Annotated in this window: 25 protein-coding genes; 15 read left to right on the top strand and 10 right to left on the bottom strand. The window is 66.2% G+C overall.

The features are described 5' to 3' along the window. The first annotated feature begins 38 nt into the window (after window positions 1–38). Both K9B35_RS19265 and K9B35_RS19260 read left to right on the top strand, forming a co-directional pair. Window positions 39–1,025 (top strand): SPFH domain-containing protein, encoded by a 987-nt coding sequence (locus K9B35_RS19265; RefSeq protein WP_224923625.1) that lies wholly within the window; start codon window positions 39–41, stop codon window positions 1,023–1,025. Then, a complete protein-coding gene (locus K9B35_RS19260) occupies window positions 1,022–1,528 on the top strand; it encodes an NfeD family protein (protein WP_224923624.1) in 507 nt (168 codons plus the stop codon). The genes K9B35_RS19265 and K9B35_RS19260 overlap by 4 nt, the downstream gene beginning before the upstream one ends. Here K9B35_RS19260 and K9B35_RS19255 read toward each other — a convergent pair. Continuing rightward, the gene (locus K9B35_RS19255; RefSeq protein ID WP_224923623.1) at window positions 1,507–2,733 is read right to left on the bottom strand and encodes an alginate lyase family protein; all 1,227 of its coding nucleotides are present in this window, start codon (window positions 2,731–2,733) and stop codon (window positions 1,507–1,509) included. The two genes, K9B35_RS19260 and K9B35_RS19255, sit on opposite strands and share 22 nt — an antisense overlap. An 89-nt stretch (window positions 2,734–2,822) precedes the next feature. Here K9B35_RS19255 and K9B35_RS19250 point away from each other — a divergent pair, with 89 nt between their 5' ends. Further along, complete coding sequence (locus tag K9B35_RS19250; protein WP_224923622.1) at window positions 2,823–4,640, top strand: DUF885 domain-containing protein; 1,818 nt, start codon at window positions 2,823–2,825, stop codon at window positions 4,638–4,640. On the opposite strand, the gene K9B35_RS19245 is transcribed toward K9B35_RS19250, so the two are convergent. From K9B35_RS19245 to K9B35_RS19220, 6 genes are all read right to left on the bottom strand, one after another. Further along, window positions 4,637–5,764, bottom strand: coding sequence for a mechanosensitive ion channel family protein (locus K9B35_RS19245; protein ID WP_224923621.1), 1,128 nt, complete (start codon window positions 5,762–5,764; stop codon window positions 4,637–4,639). The two genes, K9B35_RS19250 and K9B35_RS19245, sit on opposite strands and share 4 nt — an antisense overlap. Window positions 5,765–5,836: 72 nt before the next feature. Beyond that, window positions 5,837–6,193 carry a hypothetical protein gene (locus tag K9B35_RS19240; protein ID WP_224923620.1) on the bottom strand — a complete coding sequence of 119 codons (357 nt, stop codon included), beginning with the start codon at window positions 6,191–6,193 and terminating at the stop codon, window positions 5,837–5,839. A 39-nt stretch (window positions 6,194–6,232) separates the two neighbouring features. Beyond that, on the bottom strand, window positions 6,233–6,508 hold the full coding sequence (locus tag K9B35_RS19235) for a hypothetical protein (protein WP_224923619.1): 276 nt from the start codon (window positions 6,506–6,508) through the stop codon (window positions 6,233–6,235). Continuing rightward, complete coding sequence (locus K9B35_RS19230) at window positions 6,502–6,678, bottom strand: hypothetical protein (protein ID WP_197421923.1); 177 nt, start codon at window positions 6,676–6,678, stop codon at window positions 6,502–6,504. Before K9B35_RS19230 ends, K9B35_RS19235 begins: the two co-directional genes overlap by 7 nt. A 158-nt stretch (window positions 6,679–6,836) precedes the next feature. Continuing rightward, window positions 6,837–8,462 carry a phosphoenolpyruvate carboxykinase gene (locus K9B35_RS19225; protein WP_318245990.1) on the bottom strand — a complete coding sequence of 542 codons (1,626 nt, stop codon included), beginning with the start codon at window positions 8,460–8,462 and terminating at the stop codon, window positions 6,837–6,839. A gap of 360 nt (window positions 8,463–8,822) precedes the next feature. Continuing rightward, complete coding sequence (locus K9B35_RS19220) at window positions 8,823–9,122, bottom strand: hypothetical protein (RefSeq protein WP_224923618.1); 300 nt, start codon at window positions 9,120–9,122, stop codon at window positions 8,823–8,825. Between the two features lie 189 nt (window positions 9,123–9,311). Between K9B35_RS19220 and K9B35_RS19215 the strand changes: the two genes are divergently transcribed. From K9B35_RS19215 to K9B35_RS19170, 10 genes are all read left to right on the top strand, one after another. Continuing rightward, complete coding sequence (locus K9B35_RS19215; protein WP_224923617.1) at window positions 9,312–10,028, top strand: response regulator transcription factor; 717 nt, start codon at window positions 9,312–9,314, stop codon at window positions 10,026–10,028. Continuing rightward, window positions 9,997–11,589, top strand: coding sequence for a sensor histidine kinase (locus tag K9B35_RS19210; protein ID WP_224923616.1), 1,593 nt, complete (start codon window positions 9,997–9,999; stop codon window positions 11,587–11,589). The genes K9B35_RS19215 and K9B35_RS19210 overlap by 32 nt, the downstream gene beginning before the upstream one ends. A 26-nt stretch (window positions 11,590–11,615) precedes the next feature. Beyond that, window positions 11,616–12,047 (top strand): HPr kinase/phosphorylase, encoded by a 432-nt coding sequence (locus tag K9B35_RS19205; protein WP_224923634.1) that lies wholly within the window; start codon window positions 11,616–11,618, stop codon window positions 12,045–12,047. Next, window positions 12,044–12,964 carry an RNase adapter RapZ gene (rapZ, locus tag K9B35_RS19200; RefSeq protein WP_224923615.1) on the top strand — a complete coding sequence of 307 codons (921 nt, stop codon included), beginning with the start codon at window positions 12,044–12,046 and terminating at the stop codon, window positions 12,962–12,964. Before K9B35_RS19205 ends, rapZ begins: the two co-directional genes overlap by 4 nt. A 24-nt stretch (window positions 12,965–12,988) precedes the next feature. Continuing rightward, window positions 12,989–13,396, top strand: coding sequence for a PTS sugar transporter subunit IIA (locus K9B35_RS19195; protein ID WP_224923614.1), 408 nt, complete (start codon window positions 12,989–12,991; stop codon window positions 13,394–13,396). Further along, a complete protein-coding gene (locus K9B35_RS19190; RefSeq protein WP_224923613.1) occupies window positions 13,393–13,665 on the top strand; it encodes an HPr family phosphocarrier protein in 273 nt (90 codons plus the stop codon). Before K9B35_RS19195 ends, K9B35_RS19190 begins: the two co-directional genes overlap by 4 nt. Beyond that, on the top strand, window positions 13,665–14,471 hold the full coding sequence (locus tag K9B35_RS19185) for a TrmH family RNA methyltransferase (RefSeq protein WP_224923612.1): 807 nt from the start codon (window positions 13,665–13,667) through the stop codon (window positions 14,469–14,471). Before K9B35_RS19190 ends, K9B35_RS19185 begins: the two co-directional genes overlap by 1 nt. A gap of 87 nt (window positions 14,472–14,558) precedes the next feature. Beyond that, window positions 14,559–14,804, top strand: coding sequence for a hypothetical protein (locus K9B35_RS19180; RefSeq protein ID WP_224923611.1), 246 nt, complete (start codon window positions 14,559–14,561; stop codon window positions 14,802–14,804). 51 nt (window positions 14,805–14,855) lie between these two features. Further along, window positions 14,856–16,286 carry a cysteine--tRNA ligase gene (cysS, locus tag K9B35_RS19175; RefSeq protein WP_224923610.1) on the top strand — a complete coding sequence of 477 codons (1,431 nt, stop codon included), beginning with the start codon at window positions 14,856–14,858 and terminating at the stop codon, window positions 16,284–16,286. A gap of 41 nt (window positions 16,287–16,327) precedes the next feature. Then, complete coding sequence (locus K9B35_RS19170; RefSeq protein WP_224923609.1) at window positions 16,328–16,927, top strand: hypothetical protein; 600 nt, start codon at window positions 16,328–16,330, stop codon at window positions 16,925–16,927. A gap of 56 nt (window positions 16,928–16,983) precedes the next feature. Here the strand turns inward: K9B35_RS19170 and K9B35_RS19165 are convergent, their stop codons facing one another. From K9B35_RS19165 to K9B35_RS19155, 3 genes are all read right to left on the bottom strand, one after another. Continuing rightward, complete coding sequence (locus K9B35_RS19165) at window positions 16,984–18,030, bottom strand: DUF1501 domain-containing protein (RefSeq protein ID WP_263622756.1); 1,047 nt, start codon at window positions 18,028–18,030, stop codon at window positions 16,984–16,986. Between the two features lie 62 nt (window positions 18,031–18,092). Then, complete coding sequence (locus tag K9B35_RS19160) at window positions 18,093–18,353, bottom strand: twin-arginine translocation signal domain-containing protein (protein ID WP_224923608.1); 261 nt, start codon at window positions 18,351–18,353, stop codon at window positions 18,093–18,095. Window positions 18,354–18,364: 11 nt separating this feature from the next. Then, the gene (locus K9B35_RS19155) at window positions 18,365–20,074 is read right to left on the bottom strand and encodes a DUF1800 domain-containing protein (RefSeq protein ID WP_224923607.1); all 1,710 of its coding nucleotides are present in this window, start codon (window positions 20,072–20,074) and stop codon (window positions 18,365–18,367) included. Window positions 20,075–20,237: 163 nt separating this feature from the next. Between K9B35_RS19155 and K9B35_RS19150 the strand changes: the two genes are divergently transcribed. Together K9B35_RS19150 and K9B35_RS19145 are read left to right on the top strand one after the other, a co-directional pair. Beyond that, window positions 20,238–21,173 carry a D-2-hydroxyacid dehydrogenase gene (locus K9B35_RS19150; protein ID WP_224923606.1) on the top strand — a complete coding sequence of 312 codons (936 nt, stop codon included), beginning with the start codon at window positions 20,238–20,240 and terminating at the stop codon, window positions 21,171–21,173. Between the two features lie 33 nt (window positions 21,174–21,206). After that, complete coding sequence (locus K9B35_RS19145; RefSeq protein WP_224923605.1) at window positions 21,207–22,640, top strand: carotenoid oxygenase family protein; 1,434 nt, start codon at window positions 21,207–21,209, stop codon at window positions 22,638–22,640.

Here is a 22,640-nt window from a genome sequence, read left to right as displayed (position 1 = left end):
CTAGGATCGAATGGACTAGGAAACCCAGGGGACGCGTGATGGAACTGACGGTCGGCGCATTTTTCATCCTGATGGTGCTGGTGCTGATGTACCTGTTCGCCAGCATCAAGATCGTCCGCCAGGGCTATCACTACACGATCGAGCATTTCGGCCGCTTCACCACCGTCGCGCAGCCGGGGTTCAACCTCTACCCTGCGTTCTTCTATCGCGTGGGTCGCCGCGTGAACATGATGGAGCAGGTGATCGATATTCCGGGTCAGGAAATCATCACCAAGGACAATGCGATGATCTCCACCGACGGCGTGGTGTTCTTTCAGGTGCTCGACGCGGCCAAGGCGGCTTATGAGGTGTCGGACCTGTATGTCGCGCTGCTCCAGCTGACGACGACCAACCTGCGCACGGTGATGGGGTCGATGGACCTCGACGAGACGCTGTCCAAGCGCGACGAGATCAACGCGCGGCTGTTGTCGGTGGTCGATCATGCGACGACGCCATGGGGGGTCAAGATCACCCGCGTCGAGATCAAGGACATCCGCCCGCCCGCCGACATCGTCAACGCGATGGGCCGCCAGATGAAGGCCGAGCGTGAGAAGCGCGCCAACATCCTCGAAGCCGAGGGCAGCCGCCAGTCGGAGATCCTGCGCGCCGAGGGCCAGAAACAGGCCCGCATCCTTGAGGCCGAAGGGCGCAAGGAATCGGCCTTCCGCGACTCCGAAGCGCGCGAACGCGCCGCCGAGGCTGAGGCCAAGGCGACGCAGGTCGTCAGCCAGGCGATCGAGAGCGGCGGCACCCAGTCGCTCAACTACTTCATCGCGCAGAAATATGTCGAAGCGATCGGCAAGTTCGCGACCAGCCCGAATGCCAAGACGATCCTGTTCCCGGTCGAGGCAACGCAGCTGATGGGCACGCTGGGCGGGATCGGTGAGCTGGCGAAGGAAGCGTTCGGCAAGGTCGAAACCCCCGCGCCGCCCCCCACCCCGCCAGCGCGGGTGCGCCAGTCGCCGTTCGGGACGCCGCAGGAATGAGCGACTGGTTGTCCGATCAGGCCGGCTATGTCTGGCTGATCATCGCGGCGCTGCTCGCGATGTGCGAGCTGCTGATTCCCGGCGTGTATCTGACCTTCATCGCACTTGGCGCGGCGGCGACCGGTATCCTCGCGCTGGTGTTCCCCGAACTGGGCGCGATCGGGCAGTTCATCAGCTTTGCCGCGTGGTCGACGGTCGCGGTGCTGGTCGGCAAGCGCTGGTACGGCGCGAACCCGGTGCCGAGCGCGGACCCCGACCTCAACAACCGCGCCGCGCGGATGATCGGACAGAGCGTAACGGTGGTCGAGCCGATCAGCGGCGGCGCCGGCCGCGTGCGCGTCGGTGATGGCGAATGGCCGGCGGAAGGGCCGGACCTTGCCGCCGGGGAGAAGGCACGGATCGTCACCGTACGCGGCGGTGTGGTGGTGGTCGAGGCGGTGAAGGCGATCGAGGCTGACCTGCGTGACCAACCACGCGACGATCAGACCCAGAGCACGGGCTGACGCAGCGGGAAGTTGCGGATAATCTCTGGCAGCTGCGGGTCGGGATTCAGCCGCTTCCACAGGTCGAGATCAGCGGTGCGCCCGAGCGCCTGCCCGCCAAACAGCAATGCGACCTGACGCACCGGCAGCGCATCGAAATATTCGACATCGGGCTTGAACGGCCAGCGCGCCTTGTCGGCGATATAGGGCGCCATGAACGCCAGCGCGCGCGCCAGCGAGCGGCCATCCGAAGTAGCAAAGCGCCACAGATCGCCATCGTCCGATGCGACATGCGCCAGCGCGGCGAGCACGTCGAGGTTGAACAGGCTGTAGCTATACGGCTTGGTCCGGGCGATTTCGCGCGGCTGACTCCCGTCCGGCGCGATCTGATCGGGGATCAGGCGCGTGCGGAAGCGATCGCGGACGAAGCTGCGCACCGGTCCATCGCCAACAAGCCGGGCAAACTCCGCCGCCTGCAGCGCCCAGCAGCTGCCGTGATTATTCCGCTCATCGCGCTCGTCGGTGCCGTTCTTCGACGTGGTGAGCCAGCGCAGATAGGCACGGAACCAGGCGCGGATCGCATCGCCGTGGGCGAGGCGGAAGCGCTGCGGCGAACCACTGTCGAGCACCGCGACCGCGCGCGCGACCTCCACCAGATGCAGCGTGTCGATCACCCCGATCCCGCGCCCGGTGTTGATGCCGATGAGCGCCTGCGCGAAATCGAGGTGCGGCGCCATACGCGTCTGCGGGTCGACGAACCACGCATTGAGGTGACACTGGGCGTGGCGGGCATAGCGCAGGTCGCCGGTCAGCCGCCACGCCGCGACCAGCGCGGGCACCTGCACGCTCAAGCGGATCAGCGCCTGTCGGTGCGCATCGAACCGCGCCGGGTTGGAAAAGCCGTCGCGGCGGACATAGGGGCCGCCGGGATCGGCTGGGTTCGGCCACCAATAATCGCCCTCCGAATAATAATCATGGGCCGTTCCGGGGCTGCGCGCGGCGCGGAAGGCGGTGATCGTTACCGGCTGTTCGGCGAGGTAGCGCTTGGCGGCGAGCAGGATGCGACGACGGTCGATCACCGCGATATCGAGCGGCGCGGTCCGCGCTTTCGCGGGGATGGAGCCCCACGCGGCCAGCGCCATGCCGCCAGCCAGTATCGCACGCCGTTCGATCCCCATCGGCCCATCCTCTCCGTGATGCTTAATGTCATACAACTTGGCGATCATCGCGCAACCGTCCGGTCGGGGTGGCATGCGCGGCGCGCTGCGCTAAGGTAACCGCTGCAACCACCCCCTCCCGCGTATCCGGAGCCCGCATGACCCCCACCCGCCGCCAGTTTTTTGCCTCGACCGCCAGCTTCGCCGCGCTCCCCGCCCTCCCCGCCTGCGCCAGCCAGAGCGCGCCATCGGCGGATGCTGCGGCTGACGCGCTGTTGAGCGCGACGGCCGAGCAGTTGCTGACCAATTCGCCCGAGAGCGCGACCTCGCTCGGCATCGACAAGGGCGAGCGCACGCATCTGCGGTCGATGGTCGAGGATCGCAGCGTCGCTGGCCGCCAGAAGGTCGCCGAGGGGCTGCGCGCGCGGATCGCCCAGCTCGACGCACTCGACCGCAAGGCGCTGTCGCCGGTGATGCAGACCAATGTCGATGTCGTGCGCACCGCGTTTCAGGTCGGGGTGGACGGCATGGCGTTCGGCTATGGCGATGTCGCGGTCGGCGGGTGGCGCAACGCCCCCTATGTCGCGGTGCAGAATGTCGGCGCCTATCTCGACATGCCCCGCTTCCTCGACAGCGAGCATAAGGTCGAAAGCGCGGCGGATGCGGCATCGTGGCTGGCGCGGTTCGAGGGCTGGGCCGGACAGATCGACGGCGAGACCGAGCGGCTCAAGATCGCGTACGACAAGGGCGTCATCGCGCCGGACTTCCTGCTCGACAAATGCCTCAAGCAGATCGCGCTGACCCGCGGAACCGATGCGGGGAAATGGGAGCTGGTCGAGAATTTCACGGGCAAGAAGGTCGTGACCGGCGATCAGGCGGTGGCCGCGGCGAAGCTGGCGGCGGGCAAGATCGCCCCGGCGCTCGACCGCCAGATCGCAGAACTGAAACGCCACCGCGCCAAGGCGACGAGCGATGCGGGCGTGTGGAAATTCCCCGACGGCGAGGCCTATTATGCCTGGGCATTGCGCGCCGCCACCACCACGACGATGACCCCGGACGAGGTGCATCGCGCGGGGCAGGAGGAGTTGAAGGCGCTCCAGTCCGAGATGAATACCATCCTCAAAAAGCTCGGCTACTCCAAGGGGACGGTCGGTGCGCGGATGACCGCTCTCGGCAAGGATGACACGTTCCTCTACCCCGACACCGATGGCGGGCGGCAGCAGATCCTCGCCTATATGACCAGGACGATCGAGGACATGAAGGCGAAGATGCCGCAGGCGTTCCACACGCTGGTACGCGGCAATGTCGAGGTGAAGCGGCTGCCGCTGGCCGAGGAGCCGGGCGCGCCGGGTGCCTATGGCGGCGCGGGATCGATCGACGGCACCGTGCCGGGGCGGGTGTGGCTCAACCTGCGCACCACGCACCTCCATACCAAATACAGCCTTGCCACGCTCGCCTATCATGAAGGCATCCCGGGCCATGCCTGGCAGGGCGAGTATACCTTCAAGCTGCCGCTGGTCCGCTCGCTGCTCGGCTTCAACGCCTATAGCGAGGGCTGGGCGCTGTACGCCGAGCAATTGGGCGCGGAGCTGGGGGCGTATGACAGCGATCCGGTCGGGCGGCTGGGGTATCTCCAGAGCCTCGCCTTCCGCGCCTGTCGTCTGGTGGTCGACACCGGGTTGCACGCCAAACGCTGGACGCGGCAACAGGCGATCGAGTGGTTCGCCACCGCCAATGGCTCCTCGGTCGAGGAAGTCAGCGGCGAGGTCGACCGCTATTGCAGCTGGCCGGGTCAGGCGTGCGGCTACAAGCTCGGCCACACTGCGATCAACCGGCTGCGCACCAAGACGCAGCGCGAACTGGGGTCGCGCTATGATTTTCGGGGGTTCAACGATGCGCTGGTGCTGGGCGGCGGCGTGCCGCTGACGGTGCTGGAGAGCGTGATCGACCGGCATATCGCCAGCCGGAAAAGCTAGGGCCGCGCGTCTTCGGGAATCGCCCCCGCCCCGCCGCTGGAGCCCTGCTCCCCCGGCGCGGGCGGCAGCGGCAGTGCGACCGGCTCGCTCCAGCCCGGACGACCCAACTCCATGCGGCCACGCGGCAATGCCTCGGGCATTTCATCGCGGATGAACGCCAGCATCCCTTCACGAATGTCGCAGCGCAGGTCGAAGGCGTTGGCGGCATCCCGTGCGGTGACGAGCGCCCTCACCTCGATCGCATCCGGGCGGGTGTCGGTGACCTGCAGTACAAAGCCGCGCCCGTCCCATCGTTCATTGGCGCGCACCAGCTCCTCAAGCCGCGCGCGCAGCCGCGAAATGTCGGTGGTGGGGTCGAGCCAGAAAAAGGCGGTGCCGTGCAGCTGGCTGGAATTGCGCGTCCAGTTCTGAAAACTGTCCTCGAGGAATTTCGACACCGGCACCACCAGCCGGCGCTCGTCCCAGATCGCGACGACGACATAGGTCAGCCGGATTTCCTCGATCCGGCCCCATTCGCCGTCGATGATCACGACATCGTCGATCCGGATCGGTTCGGTGAACGCCATCTGGATGCCGGCGATGATGTTCTTGAGCGCCGGTTGCGCAGCGGCACCGACCGCGAGGCCGGCAAGGCCCGCCGAGGCCATCAGCGTCACCCCGACCGATCGCACGCCGGGGATCGACAACAACATCAGGCAAATGGTGACGAAGCCGACGAGGAACACTGCGACGCGGGTGAGGATCGCGCTGCGCGTGCGGCGGCGACGGGCGAGCAGATTGTCGGCGACGCTGATATCGGCGCTGAGTTCGACCGCCCGGCCGCCTGCGCGGATCATGTTGACTGCCAGCCAGCCGAGCAGCAGCGGCACGATCATCCCGGCCGCCTGCCCCCAGAAGGCGCTCGCCCCGTCGCCCAGATGCAGCAGCCGCCGGACCGATGCGAGCGCCAGCGCGACGAAGATCCAGCGCAACGGGCGCTCCGCCCGGTCGACGAACACGTCGTCGATCGAATCCGGGGTGCGCGCGGCGAGCCTGCGCGCGACCCGGATCGCGATCCAGTGCAGCACAAGCGCCGCCACGACCGCGACCGTCACGGTCAGCGCGTCAATGAGGATTGGGGGCATTGCCCAGTGCGCGGGAAAAACGTGCTGCATTGCAACAGGAACCGGCCGCGAACGGGCCGGTTCCCGTCGCGGTCATTTCTTGCCGAAGAAACCCGAGGCCAAGCCGGTCAGGTCGTTGAGCGGATTGCCGTCACCGTCACGGTCGAGCGCGCCGAGGATGCCGGCAGCGCCGTCGGTCTGCAGCATCGTCGCGAACTTGCCGAGCGCGCCTTCGCCGCCGATCTGCGCGATCAGGTCCTGCATCTTGTCGAGCGGCAGGCCGGTCGCGGCGGCGGCCCCCTCGGCCGTGTCGCCGGCCATCTGCTGATGCTTGGCCAGCGCCTGCACCGCAGACTCGACATGTTCGGGCGACAGGCCGACCTTGGCCGCGAGATTGGTGAGGCCGTCGGTGCCGCCGACCTGACCGAGAATGGTGTCGAGGATGCTCATCTGCGTCGCTCCTTGCGTGGGGAAATGCCCCACGCGATCCTACCCCGCCGGATGGAGGACGTCGAGGCGCGCGATCACCGCGCGGACGCCGTCATCGCTCGCGATGGCGAGGTCGATCGGACGCCCGTCCAATCCATCGTCATGCGCATTGAGGAACTCGAGCACGGCCGCATTGTCGCGCAGGCGTTCCCAGACGAGCGTCGCCACACGGCCCTGACGTGCCACCGCATCGGGGGCGAGGCGCGGCTTGTCGCTGTGACGGCGGAACTGGCGCGTGCGCGGCTTATCGGTTTCGGCAGGGGTCGGGGTCAGCATGGCGCGCGCGTCAGCGACCCTTCCTCGCCAAGTGCGCTGCGCAGCACGCGGATGCGGTCGGCATAGCCGCGCGCGAGGTCGCGATGCGACCGCGTGGCGCACAGGCAATCCGATGCCTTGGCGCGCATCAGCGAGACCTGATGTCGATAGAGGAGGTAGTTGAGGTCCATAAGGCGGCTCCCGTCATGTAAGCGGGAGCGCGAAGAATCTCTCAGTCGTCGGCGCCTACGGAGCAATGTGCCAACGATGATTGCTATATAGGTGAGCGACCGGAAAATAGCCAGCGCCATCCCCCGCCGAAACGTGTCGGCGGAGGATGGTGAAGGGATCAGACGGGCTCGGTCGCCTTGCTGCGGCTCTGCGGCGCGGCCTGGCGCACGCCTTCGTCGACATGGTCCGCGAATTGGGCGAAATTGGCGACGAATTCGTCCACCAGCTTGGCGGCGGTCGCGTCATATTCACCCTTGTCGGCCCAGGCGGCGCGCGGGTCGAGCATGTTGGGGTCGATGTCGCCGACCGCGACCGGGACCATGAAGCCGAAATTGGGGTCCTGACGGAACTCGGCATCCTTCAAGCTGCCGTCGAGCGCGGCGTTGAGCAGCGCGCGGGTGACGCGGATCGGCATCCGCTTGATCCCCGGCATCGTCGCCTTGCCGCCGCTCCAGCCGGTGTTGACCAGCCAGCAATCGACCCCACCCTTGGCGATCCGCTCTTTCAGCAGATTGCCATAGACCGACGGGTGGCGCGGCATGAACGGCGCACCGAAACAGGTCGAGAAGGTCGCCGACGGCTCGGTCACGCCGATCTCGGTCCCCGCGACGCGCGCGGTGTACCCCGAGAGGAAGTGGTACATCGCCTGTTCCGGCGTCAGCTTCGCGATCGGGGGCAGCACGCCATAGGCGTCGGCGGTGAGGAAGATGATGTTCTTCGGCACCGGGCCGAGATTGTCCGCGCTCGTATTCGGGATGAAGTCGAGCGGATAGGACCCGCGGCTGTTCTCCGCGAGGCTGTTGTCGAACAGGTCGATCTCACGCGTCTCGGCGTCCATCACGACATTTTCGAGCACTGTGCCGAAGCGCTTGGTGGTCGCGAAAATCTCCGGCTCGGCCTCGGCCGACAAGTTGATCATCTTGGCGTAGCAGCCGCCCTCGAAATTGAAGACCGCGGTGTCCGACCAGCCATGCTCGTCATCGCCGATCAGCGTGCGGCTGGCATCGGCCGACAGCGTCGTCTTGCCGGTGCCCGACAGGCCGAAGAACACCGCGGTGTCGCCATCCGGGCCGATATTGGCCGAACAATGCATCGGCATTATGCCCTTCACCGGCAGCAGATAGTTGAGCAGCCCGAACACGCTCTTCTTCATCTCACCCGCATAGGCGGTGCCGCCGATCAGGATCAGCTTTTCGGTCAGATTGACCGCGATCACCGTCTCGCTGCGGCAGCCATGCTTGGCCGGGTCGGCCTGGAAGCTCGGCAGGTCGACGATCGTATATTCGGGGTCAAATCCGGGCAGCTCGTCCGCTTCCGGCCGGCACAGCAGGGTGCGGATGAACAGGCTGTGCCACGCGAATTCGTTGACGACGCGGACGCGGACGCGATGCTCGGGCTGCGACCCACCATACAGGTCCTGGACGAACAGCGTGTCCTTGGTGCCGAGAGCGGCGAGGAAATCGGCCTTGAGCGCAGCGAAATGCTCGGGCGTCATCCCGACATTTGTGTTGCCCCACCAGACGCTGTTCTCGGTTTCGGCATCGCGGACGATGAACTTGTCCTTCGCGCTGCGCCCGGTGTGCTTGCCGGTTTCGACGACCAGCGGCCCATCCTTGGCCATGCGGCCCTCACCGCGCTGGATCGCATGTTCGACCAACGGCGCGGTCAGCAGGTTCCAATGGACAGGTTTATCCGCCGCGACGCCCAGCGCGTCGAGGCCGATCTTCGGGGTACGATCGGTCACGTCTCTCTCCTCACGCCGCACCTCTCCGCACGGCATTGCATTCGTATGCGTTGAGTCGCGCATAGGCGGCGGAAAAAAGGGGGGTCAACAACAGTAACCGGTGTCAATTGTGACCGAACGCGCTTATTTTTGGTGACAACGCTGACCTGTTGCAAAGGGGTTGGGTGAGTTGCAATTTGGGAGAGCAAGTCGAGCAAGGCGACCTGCAGGGATTGCGACTAATCGGACAAACGGGCTGCCGATGTTCGCCGTTACCGACAATTCGGCTTAGGCAGGCCTGAGTCAGTATGTGGGGACTCAAGAAGAGCATGAAGCGCGACACGTTGCGGGCGGCGTGACCGATACAGCTCCACAAGCATCTTAGAAACCAGGGTTTTCTGACTCAAACTCAATCAGGACCTTGGCCCAACTGGAATCTTCCAAATTAAACCGCAGCTGCCTCGCAAATAGCGGCAGATCGACCTCTCCTGAATCAACGTTCCCCACACCCATTTTTACGTTATTTTGCGCAATCTCAGCGATCGCCTGGTGAAACGACCATGCTGCAACATACTCTATGTCATTTGGGTCGCATGCTTCCATCACACGGTCGGCTACACCGTTGAGTTCCCAGCAGAGGAAGCCTCCACCAGCTAGCACCGTCGCCCCATCGAGCGACACGGACTGGGGCCATTTAGACCGAACGATAAGATACAGATCCTCCAATTTCATAAACTGACTCTAGTTGTCATCTAGGCTCTCGCGACTCGCCGCGCCTTTTTCAGCTTAAGGCCGCGGCTTCCGAATTCCACCAAGCTCACAGCCCCCTCCCCCGTTGAGCCCCGCCCCACATTCCGCTACCCCCTCCGCATGACCGCAACGATTGCGCTGGTCGATGACGACCGCAACATCCTGACGTCCGTGTCGATCGCGTTGCAGGCCGAAGGGTTTGTGACGCGGGTCTATTCGGACGGAGAGGCGGCGCTGAAGGCGCTGGTTGATAATCCGCCCGAGCTGGCGGTGCTCGACATCAAGATGCCGCGCATGGACGGGCTGGAGCTGTTGCGGCGGCTGCGTGAGAAGAGCCAGATCCCGGTGATCTTCCTGACCAGCAAGGATGACGAGCTGGACGAGGCGCTGGGCCTCGCCATGGGCGCGGACGATTACATCGCCAAGCCGTTCAGCCAGCGGCTGCTGATCGCGCGCATCCGCGCGATCCTGCGCCGGACCGAGCTGGTCGCTGCGACGGCGCAAGGCGAAGAGGCGCCGGCCGCCGAGGCACAGCCGGTGATCGAGCGTGGCCCGCTGGCGATGGACCCGGCGCGACACAAGGTGACGTGGAAGGGCGACAACGTCACGCTGACCGTCACCGAGTTCATGATCCTCGAAACGCTCGCCCAGCGGCCCGGCATCGTCAAGACGCGCAACCAGCTGATGGATGCGGCATATCAGGACGACATTTACGTCGATGACCGCACCATCGACAGCCATATCAAGCGCGTGCGCCGCAAGTTCCGGCAGGTCGATCCCACATTCGACGCCATCGAGACCCTCTATGGCGCCGGATATCGCTTCTCCGACGAATAGACCCGCCACGACGCGGGAAGAGCGCGACCTGTCGCTGCGCTGGTCCGGCCGGGTCAGCCTGACGCCGCGCATTCTGGCGGTGAATATCTTTGCGCTGGTGATGCTGGCAGGCGGGTTCTTTTACCTCGACAGCTATCGCGCGCGGATCGTCGACAGCCGGGTCGAGCAGGCGAGCCGTGAGGCGCGGCTGATCGCGCAGGCCGTCGCGATGACCCCGCCGAGCGACCGCACCGCGCTGATCGAACGCGTGGCGAGCGAGGCCGATATCCGCATCCGGCTGTATGATCGCGCCGGGCGGATGACGCTGGATACGCGCGCGCTGGGCCTCAACAATTTTGTGCTGCGCGATCCCGACAAGGATCCGTGGAACCAGAGCGCGGCGCGTTTCCTCGACGCGGTGTTTGACACCGTCGCGGGCGCGGACCGGGCGCAGCAGTTTCGCGAACGCGCGCCCGCCAAGGGGCTCGACTGGCCCGACCTCGCCGCCGCGCTCCGCTCCGGCGAATCCAGCGCGACCGTGTGGCGCGCGCCCGATCGCACGCCGGTGATCACCGCCGCCGCGCCATACGGCCCGGAGGGGGCGGTGTTCACCAGCTCCAACGCGCGCGACATTACCCAGCGGGTGCGGATCGAGCGGTTCCGGCTGGGGCTGGTGCTGGCGTTCACTGCGGGGCTGTCGGTGTTCCTGTCGCTGTTCCTCGCCCGCACCATCGTCCGCCCGCTGCGCCGCCTCGCCCGCGCGGCGGTGCGGGTACGGCTGGGGCGTGCGCGCGAAGTGGTGGTGCCGCGCCTGCCCGAGCGGCGCGACGAGATCGGGCACCTCGCCCGATCGCTGTCGGACATGAGCCTCGCCTTGCGTGCGCGGATCGACGCGACCGAGGCGTTCGCCGCCGATCTGGCGCATGAGATCAAGAACCCGCTCGCCTCGCTGCGCTCCGCCGTCGACGGCCTGATGGCGGTGCGCGATCCGGCGTTGCAGGAACAGTTGCTGGCGGTGGTGCGCGACGATGTGCTGCGGCTCGACCGGCTGATCAGCGATATTTCGGAGGCGTCGCGGCTAGACGCGCAGCTGTCCCGCGCCAAGTTCGATCCGGTCGATCTGTCCGCGATGCTCGCCGCGATGGTCGAGGAGCGCAGCAGCCGCGGGGTCGAGCGGGACATCCGCCTGCGTTTCGACGCGCCGATGGGGCCGATGCCGCGCGTGATGGGCGAAGGCGCGCGGCTGGAGCGGGTGTTCGCGAACCTGATCGACAATGCCGTGTCTTTCTCACCCGATGGCGGCACGGTCGCGCTGTCGCTGGCGGCATCGGGCGACATGCTCGAGGCGCGGGTCGAGGACGAAGGGCCGGGGGTGCCGGAAGATGCGCGCGAGGCGATCTTCCGCCGCTTTCACACCGACCGGCCCGCAGGCGAGGAATTCGGCAAGCATTCCGGGCTAGGGCTTGCGATCGCGCGGACCATCGTCGAAGGCCATCAGGGCAGCATCGACGTGGAGACGCGCGAGGACCGGATGCAGGGCGCGCGCTTCGTCGTCCGCCTGCCGTTCGTGCAGCCGGGGTGAGAGAGCGGGGAGTGTAGAGCTTGGCGATCCTGTCTTCCGAAACGCTGCATGCGTCGTGCGTCGCGATCGATGGTCGCGCGGTGCTGATCGAGGGGCGGTCGGGTGAGGGCAAGTCCGACCTGGCACTGCGGCTGATCGACCGGGGCGCGCTGCTGGTGTCCGACGACTATACGATCTGCACGCGGCGCGATGGCGTGCTGCACGCTGCGGCCCCGGCGACGATTGCGGGCAAGATCGAGGTGCGCGGGATCGGCCTCGTCACCCTGCCCCATGCCGATAGCGCGCCGATCGCGCTGCTCGTCACCATTCTCGACGCGCCGCCCCGCATGCCGGAGGGGCCACAGACGCGGAAGATCGCCGGAGTCGATGTGCCCGTGGTGGCGCTACCCGCCCTCGAACCCTCCGCGCCGATCAAGGTCGAACTGGCGCTGCGCCATCTGACGGAGCTGAAACGATGAGCAAGCGGCGGCCCAAGCAAATCCTGCTGGTCACCGGCATGTCGGGCGCGGGCAAGTCGACCGTGTTGCGCACGCTGGAGGATCTGGGGTGGGAAGTCGTCGACAACCTGCCCCTGCTGCTGCTCAACCGCCTGCTCGATACCGACCCGCCCGAGGGCAGCGACGGTGACGAGCGGCCGCTGGCGATCGGCATCGGCACCCGCACCCGCGCGTTCGACGCCGACAGCATCGTGCGCCGGATCAAGAAGCTGCGCGATGAACGCGGGTATGACATGGGGACGCTGTTCCTCGACTGTTCGGGCGCCGAGCTTGAGCGCCGCTATTCGGAGACGCGCCGCCGCCACCCACTGGCGCTCGACCGCCCGGCCAGCGACGGCATCCATCGCGAGCGCGAGTTGCTTCAGCCGCTGCGGCGCTGGGCCAACCGGGTGATCGACACCACCACCCTGTCGTCGAACGAACTGGCGCAGCAGATTCGCAAGAGTTTCTCCGGCCCCGGCCTGGGCGAGACGGTGGTGTCGGTGATGTCGTTCGGCTTTGCCCGCGGCGTTCCGGCGGGCGCGGACCTGGTGTTCGACATGCGCTTCCTGCGCAATCCGCACTGGGTCGAATCGCTGCGTCCGGGCACCGGCAAGGACGCCGATGTCTCCGCTTATGTCGCCGACGACCCGGCCTATGCCGAGGCGGTTACCCGAATCGAGGAGCTGATGCTGCTGCTCCTCCCCCGCTATCAGGCGGAGGGAAAATCCTATGTTACCATCGCCTTTGGTTGTACCGGCGGGAGACACCGGTCGGTCCATGTCGCCGAACGCGTCGCTGGCCGGTTGCGCGAAGCGGGTTTTTCGCCCACGGTAACGCATCGTGACTTGCAAACCGCGCCGCAGGACTCGCTAGAAGGCCCGCCGGCTGCAAGATGAACCGCATGGGACAAGCGTAAAGACATGATTGGACTGGTACTCGTGACGCACGGGCGGCTCGCGGAGGAGTTCGTCGTCGCGATGGAGCATGTCGTGGGCAAACAGGAACGCATCGCGACGATCGCGATCGGGCCGGACGACGATATGGAGGGCCGACGCGCCGATATCGCGACCGCGATCGGTGAAGTCGATGGCGGGCGCGGCGTGATCCTGCTGACCGACCTGTTCGGCGGCACTCCGTCGAACCTCGCCATTTCGCTGATGGATGCCGGCAAGGTCGAGGTGATTGCGGGCATCAACCTGCCCATGCTGATTCGCCTTGGCGGTGCGCGCAAGACGATGAAGGTGACCGAAGCGGTCGCCGCCGCGCGTGAAGCCGGACGCAAATACATCACCGTCGCATCCGAGGTTCTGGGCGAGGCCGCCGCTTGAGCCGGGTCAGCCGCACCGTCCTGATCGGCAACCGCCGCGGTCTGCACGCGCGGGCGAGCGCAAAATTCGTCACGCTCGCCTCGTCCCAGCCGTGCGAGCTGACCGTCGAGAAGGATGGCAACGCGGTCACCGGCACGTCGATCATGGGCCTGATGATGCTGGGCGCGGCCATGGGCGACACGATCACGATCAGTGCCGCCGGCAACGGCGCCGAGGACGCGGTGTTCAAGCTGGTCGAACTGGTCGAGGATCGCTTCGGCGAGGATTGATGCCCCGCGAAATAACCGCCTTTTCCAACCCGCTGGTCAAGCGGGTCCGCAGCTTGCGCGACAAGAAGCATCGTCGCGACGAGGGGCTGTTCCTCGCCGAGGGGCTGCGCATCCTGACCGAAGCGCGGGAGGCCGGGCATCTGCCGGCCTATCTGTTTTTCGCCAAGGGGCATGACACCCACCCGCTGGCGCAGGAGCTGATCGCCGCGACCGAGGCCGCGGGCGGTGAGGTCATCCAGACCGATAACGACATCCTGTCCAAGCTGTCGGGCAAGGACAATCCGGGCGCCGTCGTCGGCGTCTATGCCGAACTGCCCACCGACCTTGCCCGTATCGACCGCACCACCGCGCCGCTTTGGCTGGTCGCCGAGCGGCTGCGCGATCCGGGCAATCTCGGCACGATCCTGCGCACCGCCGACGCGGTCGGCGCCGGCGGGCTGATCCTGGTGGACGAGTGCGTCGATCCGTTCAGTGTCGAGGCGGTGCGGGCGAGCATGGGCGCGCTGTTCACGATTCCGATCGCGCGTGCGCCATGGGCGGAGTTCCACGACTGGCTGCGTGCCGGGCCGGGCCAGCTGGTCGGCCTCGCGCTGGAGGGCGCGGTCGATTACCGCGCGCCGGACTTCGCCGCGCCGGTGTTCCTGCTGACCGGGAATGAGGCGCAGGGCCTGCCCGCAGACTACGCCGCCGCGTGCGATGTGCGGGTCAAAATCCCGATGCTGGGCAAGGCCGACAGCCTCAATGCGGCCGTCGCCACTGCAGTGACGGCCTATACCGTGCTCGACCGGATCCGTCCCGCCAGCTGAGCCGGACTGTTGCCGAACGGCGACACTCCCGCCGCTCCGTCGATACGCGCTTGGAACAATATCGCGATTCCGTGCGTCGAACCGGGCATGTCTGGAGACGAACCGATGTTTTACGACACGACACCCTTTACCGCCGCCCAGAGCGGCTACCGCGTTGCCTTTCGCCCGGGGGAGCAGAATATCTGCCCCGGATGCGGCCAGTCGCACTGGATGATTGGGCGCATGACCGCCGAATGCGCCTTCTGTGCCACCGCGTTGCCGATCAACAATGGCGGCAGCATCGGCGGCAGCAGCCTCCACACCCGTCAGGGCGCCAGGACGATCGCGGCGTAATTACACGGGGGGAGGTTGGTAAGCCGCCTCCCCCGCGCTATGGCGCGCGCCATGACTGGCGCACCCCTCACCCTCTACAACAGCCTCACGCGCGCGCTCGAACCGTTCGCGCCGATCGATCACGCCAAGGGCGTGCGCGTCTATTCATGCGGGCCGACGGTCTATAGCGACCCGCATCTCGGCAATCTGCGGGCCTATGTGTTCACCGATACGCTCAGCCGCGTGCTGCGGTGGAAGGGGCATCGCCTCACCCATGTCCTCAACATCACCGATGTCGGCCATCTGACCTCCGACGCCGATGCGGGCGAGGACAAGATGGAGGCGGCGGCGAAGAAGCGCGGCATGAGCGCGTGGGACATTTCGCGCCACTATGCCGATGTGTTCCGCCGCAATCTGCGTGACCTCAACATCCGCACCCCCGATCATATGCCGCTGGCGACCGATTACGTCGCCAAGATGATCGACTTCGCCAAGGGCTTTGCCGAGGCGAATTGCTACCAACTCGACAGCGGCCTGTATTTCGACAGCAGCACGGTGCCCGATTACGGCAAATTGTCGGGCGGGCAGGACGACGCCGGCGAAGGCCGCATCGAGAGCGTCGAGGGCAAGCGCCATCCGCAGGACTTCGCGATCTGGCGCACCACCCCGCCGGGTGAGACGCGACAGATGGAGTGGGATTCACCCTGGGGCCGCGGCGCGCCGGGCTGGCACCTTGAATGCTCGGTGATGAGCGCCGAGCTGCTCGGCCTGCCGTTCGACATTCACACCGGCGGGATCGACCATCGCGAGATCCACCACGTCAACGAAATCGCGCAGAATCAGGCGCATTGCGGCTGCGGCGACAGCGGCGCCAAGGTCTGGATGCACAACAACTTCCTGGTCGATCGCGGCGGGAAAATGTCAAAGTCCAAGGGCGGCATCGCGACGCTCGACGCGCTGGTGGCAAAGGGAGTGCATCCGCTCGCCTATCGCCTGATGTGCCTGTCGGCGCATTATCGCAGCGAGCTGGAGTTCAGCGGCGAGAATCTGATGGCCGCTTTGGTACGGCTGCGGCGGCTGGTGCTGGCGGCGGAGAAATTCCGCGCGACCGAGGGCAAGGGCGGTGGCAATGCCGCGCGCTATCTCGAGCGGCTCGACGCGGCGATGTCCGACGATCTCAACACCCCCAAGGCGCTACCGGTGCTGGAGGAACTGCTCGCCGACAAGCAATTGGGACAGGAAGCGCGGCTGATGACGCTGACGCAGTTCGACACTGCGCTCGGCCTCAACCTGCTCGACCTGTCCCGCGCCGACCTGCGCGTCCGCCCTGCAGATGCACTGGTCACCGAAGCGGAGATCGAAACGCGGCTGGCGCAGCGCAAGGAAGCCCGCGCCGCGAAGGACTTCGCCCGCTCGGACGCGCTCCGCGATGAGCTGATCGGTGCGGGCGTCGAGGTGATGGACGGCGACCCGATCGGGTGGGACTGGCGGGTGGAGCTGTAGGTCGGGCAACTGGAATTGGCACCTGAAAGACGGAACTGCATGTGAAGAAATCAAAGCGGATCGTCGTTGTGCTAATCGTGACGACGGGCTTGTTGATGCCCGTGGTCGGCCTGCTATTTGCCGATAAATTGGTGCCGGTGCTCGGACCTGTAGTACCCCGGCCGGACGGGGTGCCAAAACAAGCCGCGGCAGCTTACAGCTTTAAAGACGGGATATTCTGGAGATGGCGGCGGGCCATGTCGCATGGCTGCGCAAACTGGATGGCAATGGACCTGTGGGCAACCGTCACACTTGCTCGCGGCCAAGAGCACTGCGACGGCAAGGGCAGATCCCTCCATTACGCATCATTTGACGCGCATGTAGTCTTTGATCGCGGTGGCGACGCTTGGATCGGCGGCAGACCCTGTCCATTTACCGTTCCATCGTCGGAGATTGCCGAATATTTGAAGCTCGCCAGGGAAGCTCGTTACGCTGCGGATACCGACGAGGAGCGCGCTATGCTCAAACAAGTCGAGCAGCGACTATCCGCCGCCAACGGCACCAAACTTACGACGGATCATACGGGTGGGTGCAATGACCTCCAGCCCGCCGACTATGCCGTCCCTCCAAAGCCACATCGGGATGTGTGGAGTCCAAACTGAATGATGGCATCGATGGGGGTACAAACACCAATGGGCGGCTCCCCCACTCGGGACCCTCAAACAAACCCCAAATTTGTCGTCGAGTAATTCCCGATATTCGGCAGCACCGTCGACATATTCCCCGCCGACACCCCGAACCAGCTCGCCAGCGTCGCGGCATATTGATCGACCGAGGTCGTCGGCAGCAGCCGCCCCTGCCCGACATCGCTTGGCGTATTGTGCCCGAAATCGGGGGCTGTGCCGTAGATGCGGCCGCCCTGCACCGCGCCGCCCAGCACGAAATGCATGCTGCCCCAGCCATGGTCCGACCCGTCGTCATTCTGGACCAGCGTGCGGCCGAAATCGGATGCGGTAAAGCTGGTCACCTTGTCCGCGATGCCCAGCGCGTTGGTCGTGTCGTAAAAAGCGCGCATCGCGTCGGCGACGCGGCCGACCAAAGTCGGGTGATCGCGGACGAGGAAGTCGTGCATGTCCCACCCGCCGATCGACACGAAAAACACCTGCCGCTTCGCGCCCAGTTCCTGCGACACCGAAATCAGCCGCGCGACGATCTTCAACTGGTCGGCCAGCGAATTGCCGGTCGGGAACAGCGGGAAGTTCGCGGCCGGTGCGCTGCCCAGCGCGCCATTGACCTGCGCATAGAGGTCGAGCGCGCGTTTCGACACGGTGGCGTGCTCGTTGGCGATCAGGTTCGCCTGCGCCCCGCCCATGATCGAACGCAACGCGCTCGCCGCGGCCGCTGAACCATAGAGGCTGGACGCCCCGTTGATCAGCGCGGTCGGGCCGTTGGTGCCGGTGACATATTGGATCGCGCTGCGCCCCGACAGATAGGTCGCATTGCCCGACGCGCTGATACAGGTCAGCGCGGACGTGCCGTTGCCGCTTTGCAGCAGATCGCCGATGCGCCCGCCCCAGCCCGACGTCGCGCCCTCCGCGCTCGATGCCTGCCAATAGCTTTGCTGGTCGTTATGGCTGAACAGCTTGGGCGGCAGCGCGACCGAACGGGCGTTGTATTCGGCCTTGGTCGTCGGGCGCACCAAAGTGCCGACATTGAGCACCGGGGCGAGCTTGCCCGCGTTGAACAACGGCAGCAGCGACGCCATCGTCGGCGCGAGCGCGAATTGCCGCCCGCCCAGCGAATTGCCCGGGTTGAGCAGCGTCGCGGTCAGGCGTCGCGCGTATGGCCCAGTGTCGGGCGCTGCGCGAGATAGGCGGCGTGGGTCGCGCTGTCATAGGGCGGCAGCGTGTTGGCGTAATCATTGCCGCCATACAGGAAGATGCACACCAACGCCTTGTAATCGCTGGCGACCGCCGCCGATGCTTCGCCAATCGCGGCAAGCTGGGTGACGAAGGGCGCGGCGGCGCCGGCGGCGCCGAGCGCGGCAGTGCGTTTGAGGAAGGCGCGGCGCGATTGGTTCTGGTCCATGTCCCGGCCCCTCACTTCAACGTCAGAAATTCGGGCGATGCCATCGTCAGCAGGACGGCGATCGCGATGCGGTTGTTGGTGTTGGTCGAACTGTCCACCGCAGTGCGGATCGCGGTGATGGTGCCGCTCGACACCTGTCCGGCGGCGAGCCACAGATTGATCCGGTCCACCAGCGCCGCGCTGTCCCCGGCGATACCGCTGATCGCCCCGTAATCGGTGCGCAGATCGGTCGTATTATTCACCACTGCCTGCATGTAGTTCACATAGCCGACGACGCTGATTTCATTGGTGATCTGCAATTCCGGCGCGACCAGCCCCGCCGTCGCGATCGGCGTATTGGGCGGGGTGTAGCCGGGGCGGAAGAAGTTGAAGACCGACGGGCTGCGGCCCATCGACTGCGCCAGCCGGTTGGTGGAATTGCTGGTATTGCCGGTGGTCCAGTTGCCCGACACGCTGGTCGCCCCGAACGCGCGCGCCCAGCCGGTCAGGCGCATGACCGGTTCGCGCAGCTTGCCCGCGCTGGTCGCGGTCGGCTCGGTCCGCGCCTCGCTGTCCATCAGGATCGCGCGGATCACCGCCTGCATGTCGCCGCGCACGCCCGATCCGTTGTCGGTGAACTTCGCAGCAACGCGCCCGATATAGGCCGCCGAGGGATTGCTGGTGACCAGCCGCTGGATCAGCTGTTTCGACACGAACGGCGGCACATTGGGGTGCGCGAAGATGGTGTCGAGCGCCTGCCGCACCGCGTCTGCGCCCGACGCTCCGGCAGAGACGGTGGCGCCAAGGAAGTTCGAAACACCGGTTTCATGCAGGCCGGTGTTGAAGATCATCGCCCGGCGATACCGATCGGGAGTGGTGTTGTCCGACCCGTCGAGCACAAGGCCCGTAAACACCCGCGCCAGCCCCGACACATCCGCCGGCGTGTAGGTTTCGACCGGCTGACCACTCGATGTCACCACGCTGCCGTCCATGTTCAGCCGGGTCAGGCCGATCGTGAACAGCTGCATCAGTTCGCGCGCATAATTCTCGTCGGGGACCGACCCGGTGCGGCTGTCCGCCTTGCGGTTGCCAAGGAAGGTCAGGAACGACCCCATCGCCGGGGTATAGGTCACGCGCTCGATCAGCGTGCGGAAATTGCCGAACGCATTGTCCATCAGCACATCGACATAGGCGGCCATCGCAAATTGCCGCCAGCTGAGGTTGACCCCGTCGATCCCGACGACAAGGATTTCGAGCAACGCCATGCCGACGCGCTGGCGCAGCTGATCGCCCGCCCCCGTCAGCTGGCTCCACATCGCATTGTCGAAGCCGTTTTCGTTGTTGACGTTGGTGCTGGCGTTATAACCCTTGCTCACCAGCCAGTCCCACAGGCTCGTCGGGCGCGGCTTGGCGAATTCGGCGGTGATCCAGCCATCATAGCCGCGCGCCTGGACGTCCGCGATATCGGCGGCAGTCGCGCCCATCGTCGCCTGCGACAGGAAGCGGCTGGCCTGTGCAGCAGTAGGCGGCGGGGCGGGGGTGGGCGTCGGCGTCGTCGGGCCGGGGGTGGAGACCACCCCGCCCCCGCTGCCGCCCGAATCGCATGCCGCCAGCGCGAGCGCGAGGCCGCTGACGCCGACTGCCGTGAAGCTGCCACCCGCGCGTGCCACATCGCCCGCGACCGCCGGTTGCGGCGCGAGCGGTTCATCCACCGCGATCAGCGGTGTTTCCAGTTTGTCCATCGGTCCCACCCCGGACGCACGGCACCTCCCGCGCCATGTCGCCCAACCACCAGCATTCTCCTTTCCAGCAGCGTGCGCCAGTCCAAAAGAGTATCAATCTGTCGCAAACCATATCCCCGCGCCGCGATTGCCCCGGCGCGCGGATCGCGCCATCCTGCAACGCATGAAAGCCGTGCTGCCCGCGCTCACCCGCCCGCTGATCGAACCCGGCCTGCCCGCCGGGATCGATGCGCATTGGTTCACCAGCCGCGAGGACGCGCTGGCGATGATCGGCGACGCCGATATCGGCTGGGTCGACATGAACCGGCCAGGCTGGACCGGCGAGATCGCGGCGGCGGGCGCGCGGCTCAAATGGCTCTCGACCATCTATGCCGGGATCGACGCGTTCGACATCGACCTGCTCAAGGCGCGTGGGACGGTCCTGACCAATGGCGTCGGCATCAATGCGATCGCGGTCGCCGAATATGCGGTGCTCGGCATCCTCGCCGCCGCCAAGCGCTTCGACGAAGTGGTGCGGATCGCCGACCGCCGCGAATGGCCGGGCGATGCGCCGGGCAAGACCGAACTGTTCGAAACGCGCGCGCTGGTCATAGGCTATGGCACGATCGGGCGGATGATCGGCGATCGGCTCAAGGCGTTCGGCGTCGCCGTCACCGGCGTGACCCGCTCAGGCAGCGACGGCACCCTGACCCCCGACACATGGCGCGAGCGGATCGGCGCGTATGACTGGATCGTCCTCGCAGCGCCCTCGACCGCGCAGACCGGCGCGATGTTCGGTGCGGCGGAGCTGGCGGCGATGAAGCCGGGCGCGTGGCTGATCAACATCGCGCGCGGCGATATGGTCGATCAGGACGCACTGATCGCGGCGCTGCACAAGCGGCGGATCGGCGGCGCGTTCCTCGACGTGGTGACGCCCGAGCCGCTGCCCGCCGACCACCCGCTCTGGACCGCGCCCAACACGATCCACTCGATGCACCTCTCAGGGCGCTCGCAGACCAAGATGTTCATGCGCTCCGCCGCGCTGTTTCTGGAGAATGCGCGCGCCTTCATGGGCGGCACGCCGATGACGAATATCGTCGATCTCGACGCGGGCTATTGAAGCCGGTTACACTCGGCAAAAGGGGGGAACGACATGCCGCCAATCGACGACATCGCACTCGACCGCCGCGCCCTGCTGCGCGCCGCCGTGCTCACCTCCGCCGGCGCGGCGATCCCCGGCGCCGCCTTTGCCGAACCGATGGCCAACCCATTCCTCAACGGCATCCACAAGCCGATGACCGAGGAAAAGACGCTCGCCAATCTCAAGGTGACCGGCACGATCCCGCCCGCGCTGAGCGGCCGCTATCTGCGCATCGGCCCCAATCCGGCAGGAGATATCGACGCGGCCAAGACCCATTGGTTTACCGGCGACGGCATGGTCCACGGCATCCGGATCGAGGGTGGCAAGGCGGCCTGGTATCGTAACCGCTGGATCCGCTCGAACCGCGTTGCGAAGATGACCGGCCTGCCCGCCGCGCCCGGCGCGGGCGGATCGGTCAACACCAATGTGCTGGGCATCGGCGGCAAGGCATGGGCGCTGGTCGAAGCGGGCGAGGCGCCGGTGCGACTGTCCGAAACGCTCGACTCCGAAGCCTATGACCGGTTCGGCGGCACGCTGAAGGGGCCGATCTCGGCGCACCCGCATCTCGACCCCTATGCCGGCGAGTTGCACGCCGTCTGCTATTTCGGGATGAATCAGAAGCAGCTGTGGCACGTCGCGCTGAACACCGATGCCAAGGTGATCCGCAGCGAGCCGATCCCGGTGCAGGACGGACCGTCGGTCCATGACTGTGCGGTAACGCCGAATTACGTGCTGGTGTTCGACCTGCCTGTCATCTTCTCGATGAAGCGGGCGATATCGGGCTATGCCTTCCCCTATATCTGGAACCCGAAGCATAAGGCGCGGATCGGCCTGATGCCGCGCCGCGGCACCGCAGCGGAGATGGTCTGGATCGACGTCGATCCGCTCTACATCTTCCACGCCGCCAATGCGCAGGAGACGGCGGACGGCAAGATCCTGCTCGACGCAATCGTCTATGACAGCATGTTCGCGACCAGCACGATGGGGCCGGACGTCAATCCGCGCGCGCTCGAACGCTGGACGATCGATCCGAAGGCGCGGCGAATCGACCGCGCGGTGATCGACAAGACGCCGCAGGAGTTCCCCCGGATCGACGAGCGGCTGACCACGCGCCAACACCGCTACACCTATACGCTCGGCCTGACCGGCGTGGCCTCGCCCGATCAACTCGGCGACGGCAAGATCTTCCGCCACGACCTCAAAACGGGCGGGCGCCTCACCCATGATTTCGGGAAGACCAAGGTGCCCGGCGAATTCGTGTTCGTCCCCGGCGACAAGGGTGAGGACGAAGGCTGGCTGATCGGGCTGGTCATCGACCGCAACAGTGAGTCCACCGACCTCGTGATCCTCGACGCGCAACGGTTCGACCGCAAACCTGTCGCCAGCATCCGCATCCCGCATCGCGTGCCGCCCGGCTTCCACGGCAACTGGATCGCCGATAGCTGA

Source organism: Sphingomonas sp. R647 (genome assembly GCF_020177055.1).
Taxonomy (GTDB): Bacteria; Pseudomonadota; Alphaproteobacteria; order Sphingomonadales; family Sphingomonadaceae; genus Sphingomonas.
This window is presented reverse-complemented; position numbering and strand designations above follow the sequence as displayed.

Bases quoted from the DNA above. Each gene is read 5' to 3' on its own strand.
- K9B35_RS19265 (WP_224923625.1), top strand. From the start codon at position 39: ATGGAACTGACGGTCGGCGCATTTTTCATCCTGATGGTGCTGGTGCTG.
- K9B35_RS19260 (WP_224923624.1), top strand. From the start codon at position 1,022: ATGAGCGACTGGTTGTCCGATCAGGCCGGCTATGTCTGGCTGATCATC.
- K9B35_RS19255 (WP_224923623.1), bottom strand. From the start codon at position 2,733: ATGATCGCCAAGTTGTATGACATTAAGCATCACGGAGAGGATGGGCCG.
- K9B35_RS19250 (WP_224923622.1), top strand. From the start codon at position 2,823: ATGACCCCCACCCGCCGCCAGTTTTTTGCCTCGACCGCCAGCTTCGCC.
- K9B35_RS19245 (WP_224923621.1), bottom strand. From the start codon at position 5,764: ATGCCCCCAATCCTCATTGACGCGCTGACCGTGACGGTCGCGGTCGTG.
- K9B35_RS19240 (WP_224923620.1), bottom strand. From the start codon at position 6,193: ATGAGCATCCTCGACACCATTCTCGGTCAGGTCGGCGGCACCGACGGC.
- K9B35_RS19235 (WP_224923619.1), bottom strand. From the start codon at position 6,508: ATGCTGACCCCGACCCCTGCCGAAACCGATAAGCCGCGCACGCGCCAG.
- K9B35_RS19230 (WP_197421923.1), bottom strand. From the start codon at position 6,678: ATGGACCTCAACTACCTCCTCTATCGACATCAGGTCTCGCTGATGCGC.
- K9B35_RS19215 (WP_224923617.1), top strand. From the start codon at position 9,312: ATGACCGCAACGATTGCGCTGGTCGATGACGACCGCAACATCCTGACG.
- K9B35_RS19210 (WP_224923616.1), top strand. From the start codon at position 9,997: ATGGCGCCGGATATCGCTTCTCCGACGAATAGACCCGCCACGACGCGG.
- rapZ (WP_224923615.1), top strand. From the start codon at position 12,044: ATGAGCAAGCGGCGGCCCAAGCAAATCCTGCTGGTCACCGGCATGTCG.
- K9B35_RS19195 (WP_224923614.1), top strand. From the start codon at position 12,989: ATGATTGGACTGGTACTCGTGACGCACGGGCGGCTCGCGGAGGAGTTC.
- K9B35_RS19185 (WP_224923612.1), top strand. From the start codon at position 13,665: ATGCCCCGCGAAATAACCGCCTTTTCCAACCCGCTGGTCAAGCGGGTC.
- K9B35_RS19180 (WP_224923611.1), top strand. From the start codon at position 14,559: ATGTCTGGAGACGAACCGATGTTTTACGACACGACACCCTTTACCGCC.
- cysS (WP_224923610.1), top strand. From the start codon at position 14,856: ATGACTGGCGCACCCCTCACCCTCTACAACAGCCTCACGCGCGCGCTC.
- K9B35_RS19165 (WP_263622756.1), bottom strand. From the start codon at position 18,030: ATGGCGTCGCTGCTGCCGTTGTTCAACGCGGGCAAGCTCGCCCCGGTG.
- K9B35_RS19160 (WP_224923608.1), bottom strand. From the start codon at position 18,353: ATGGACCAGAACCAATCGCGCCGCGCCTTCCTCAAACGCACTGCCGCG.
- K9B35_RS19155 (WP_224923607.1), bottom strand. From the start codon at position 20,074: ATGGACAAACTGGAAACACCGCTGATCGCGGTGGATGAACCGCTCGCG.
- K9B35_RS19150 (WP_224923606.1), top strand. From the start codon at position 20,238: ATGAAAGCCGTGCTGCCCGCGCTCACCCGCCCGCTGATCGAACCCGGC.
- K9B35_RS19145 (WP_224923605.1), top strand. From the start codon at position 21,207: ATGCCGCCAATCGACGACATCGCACTCGACCGCCGCGCCCTGCTGCGC.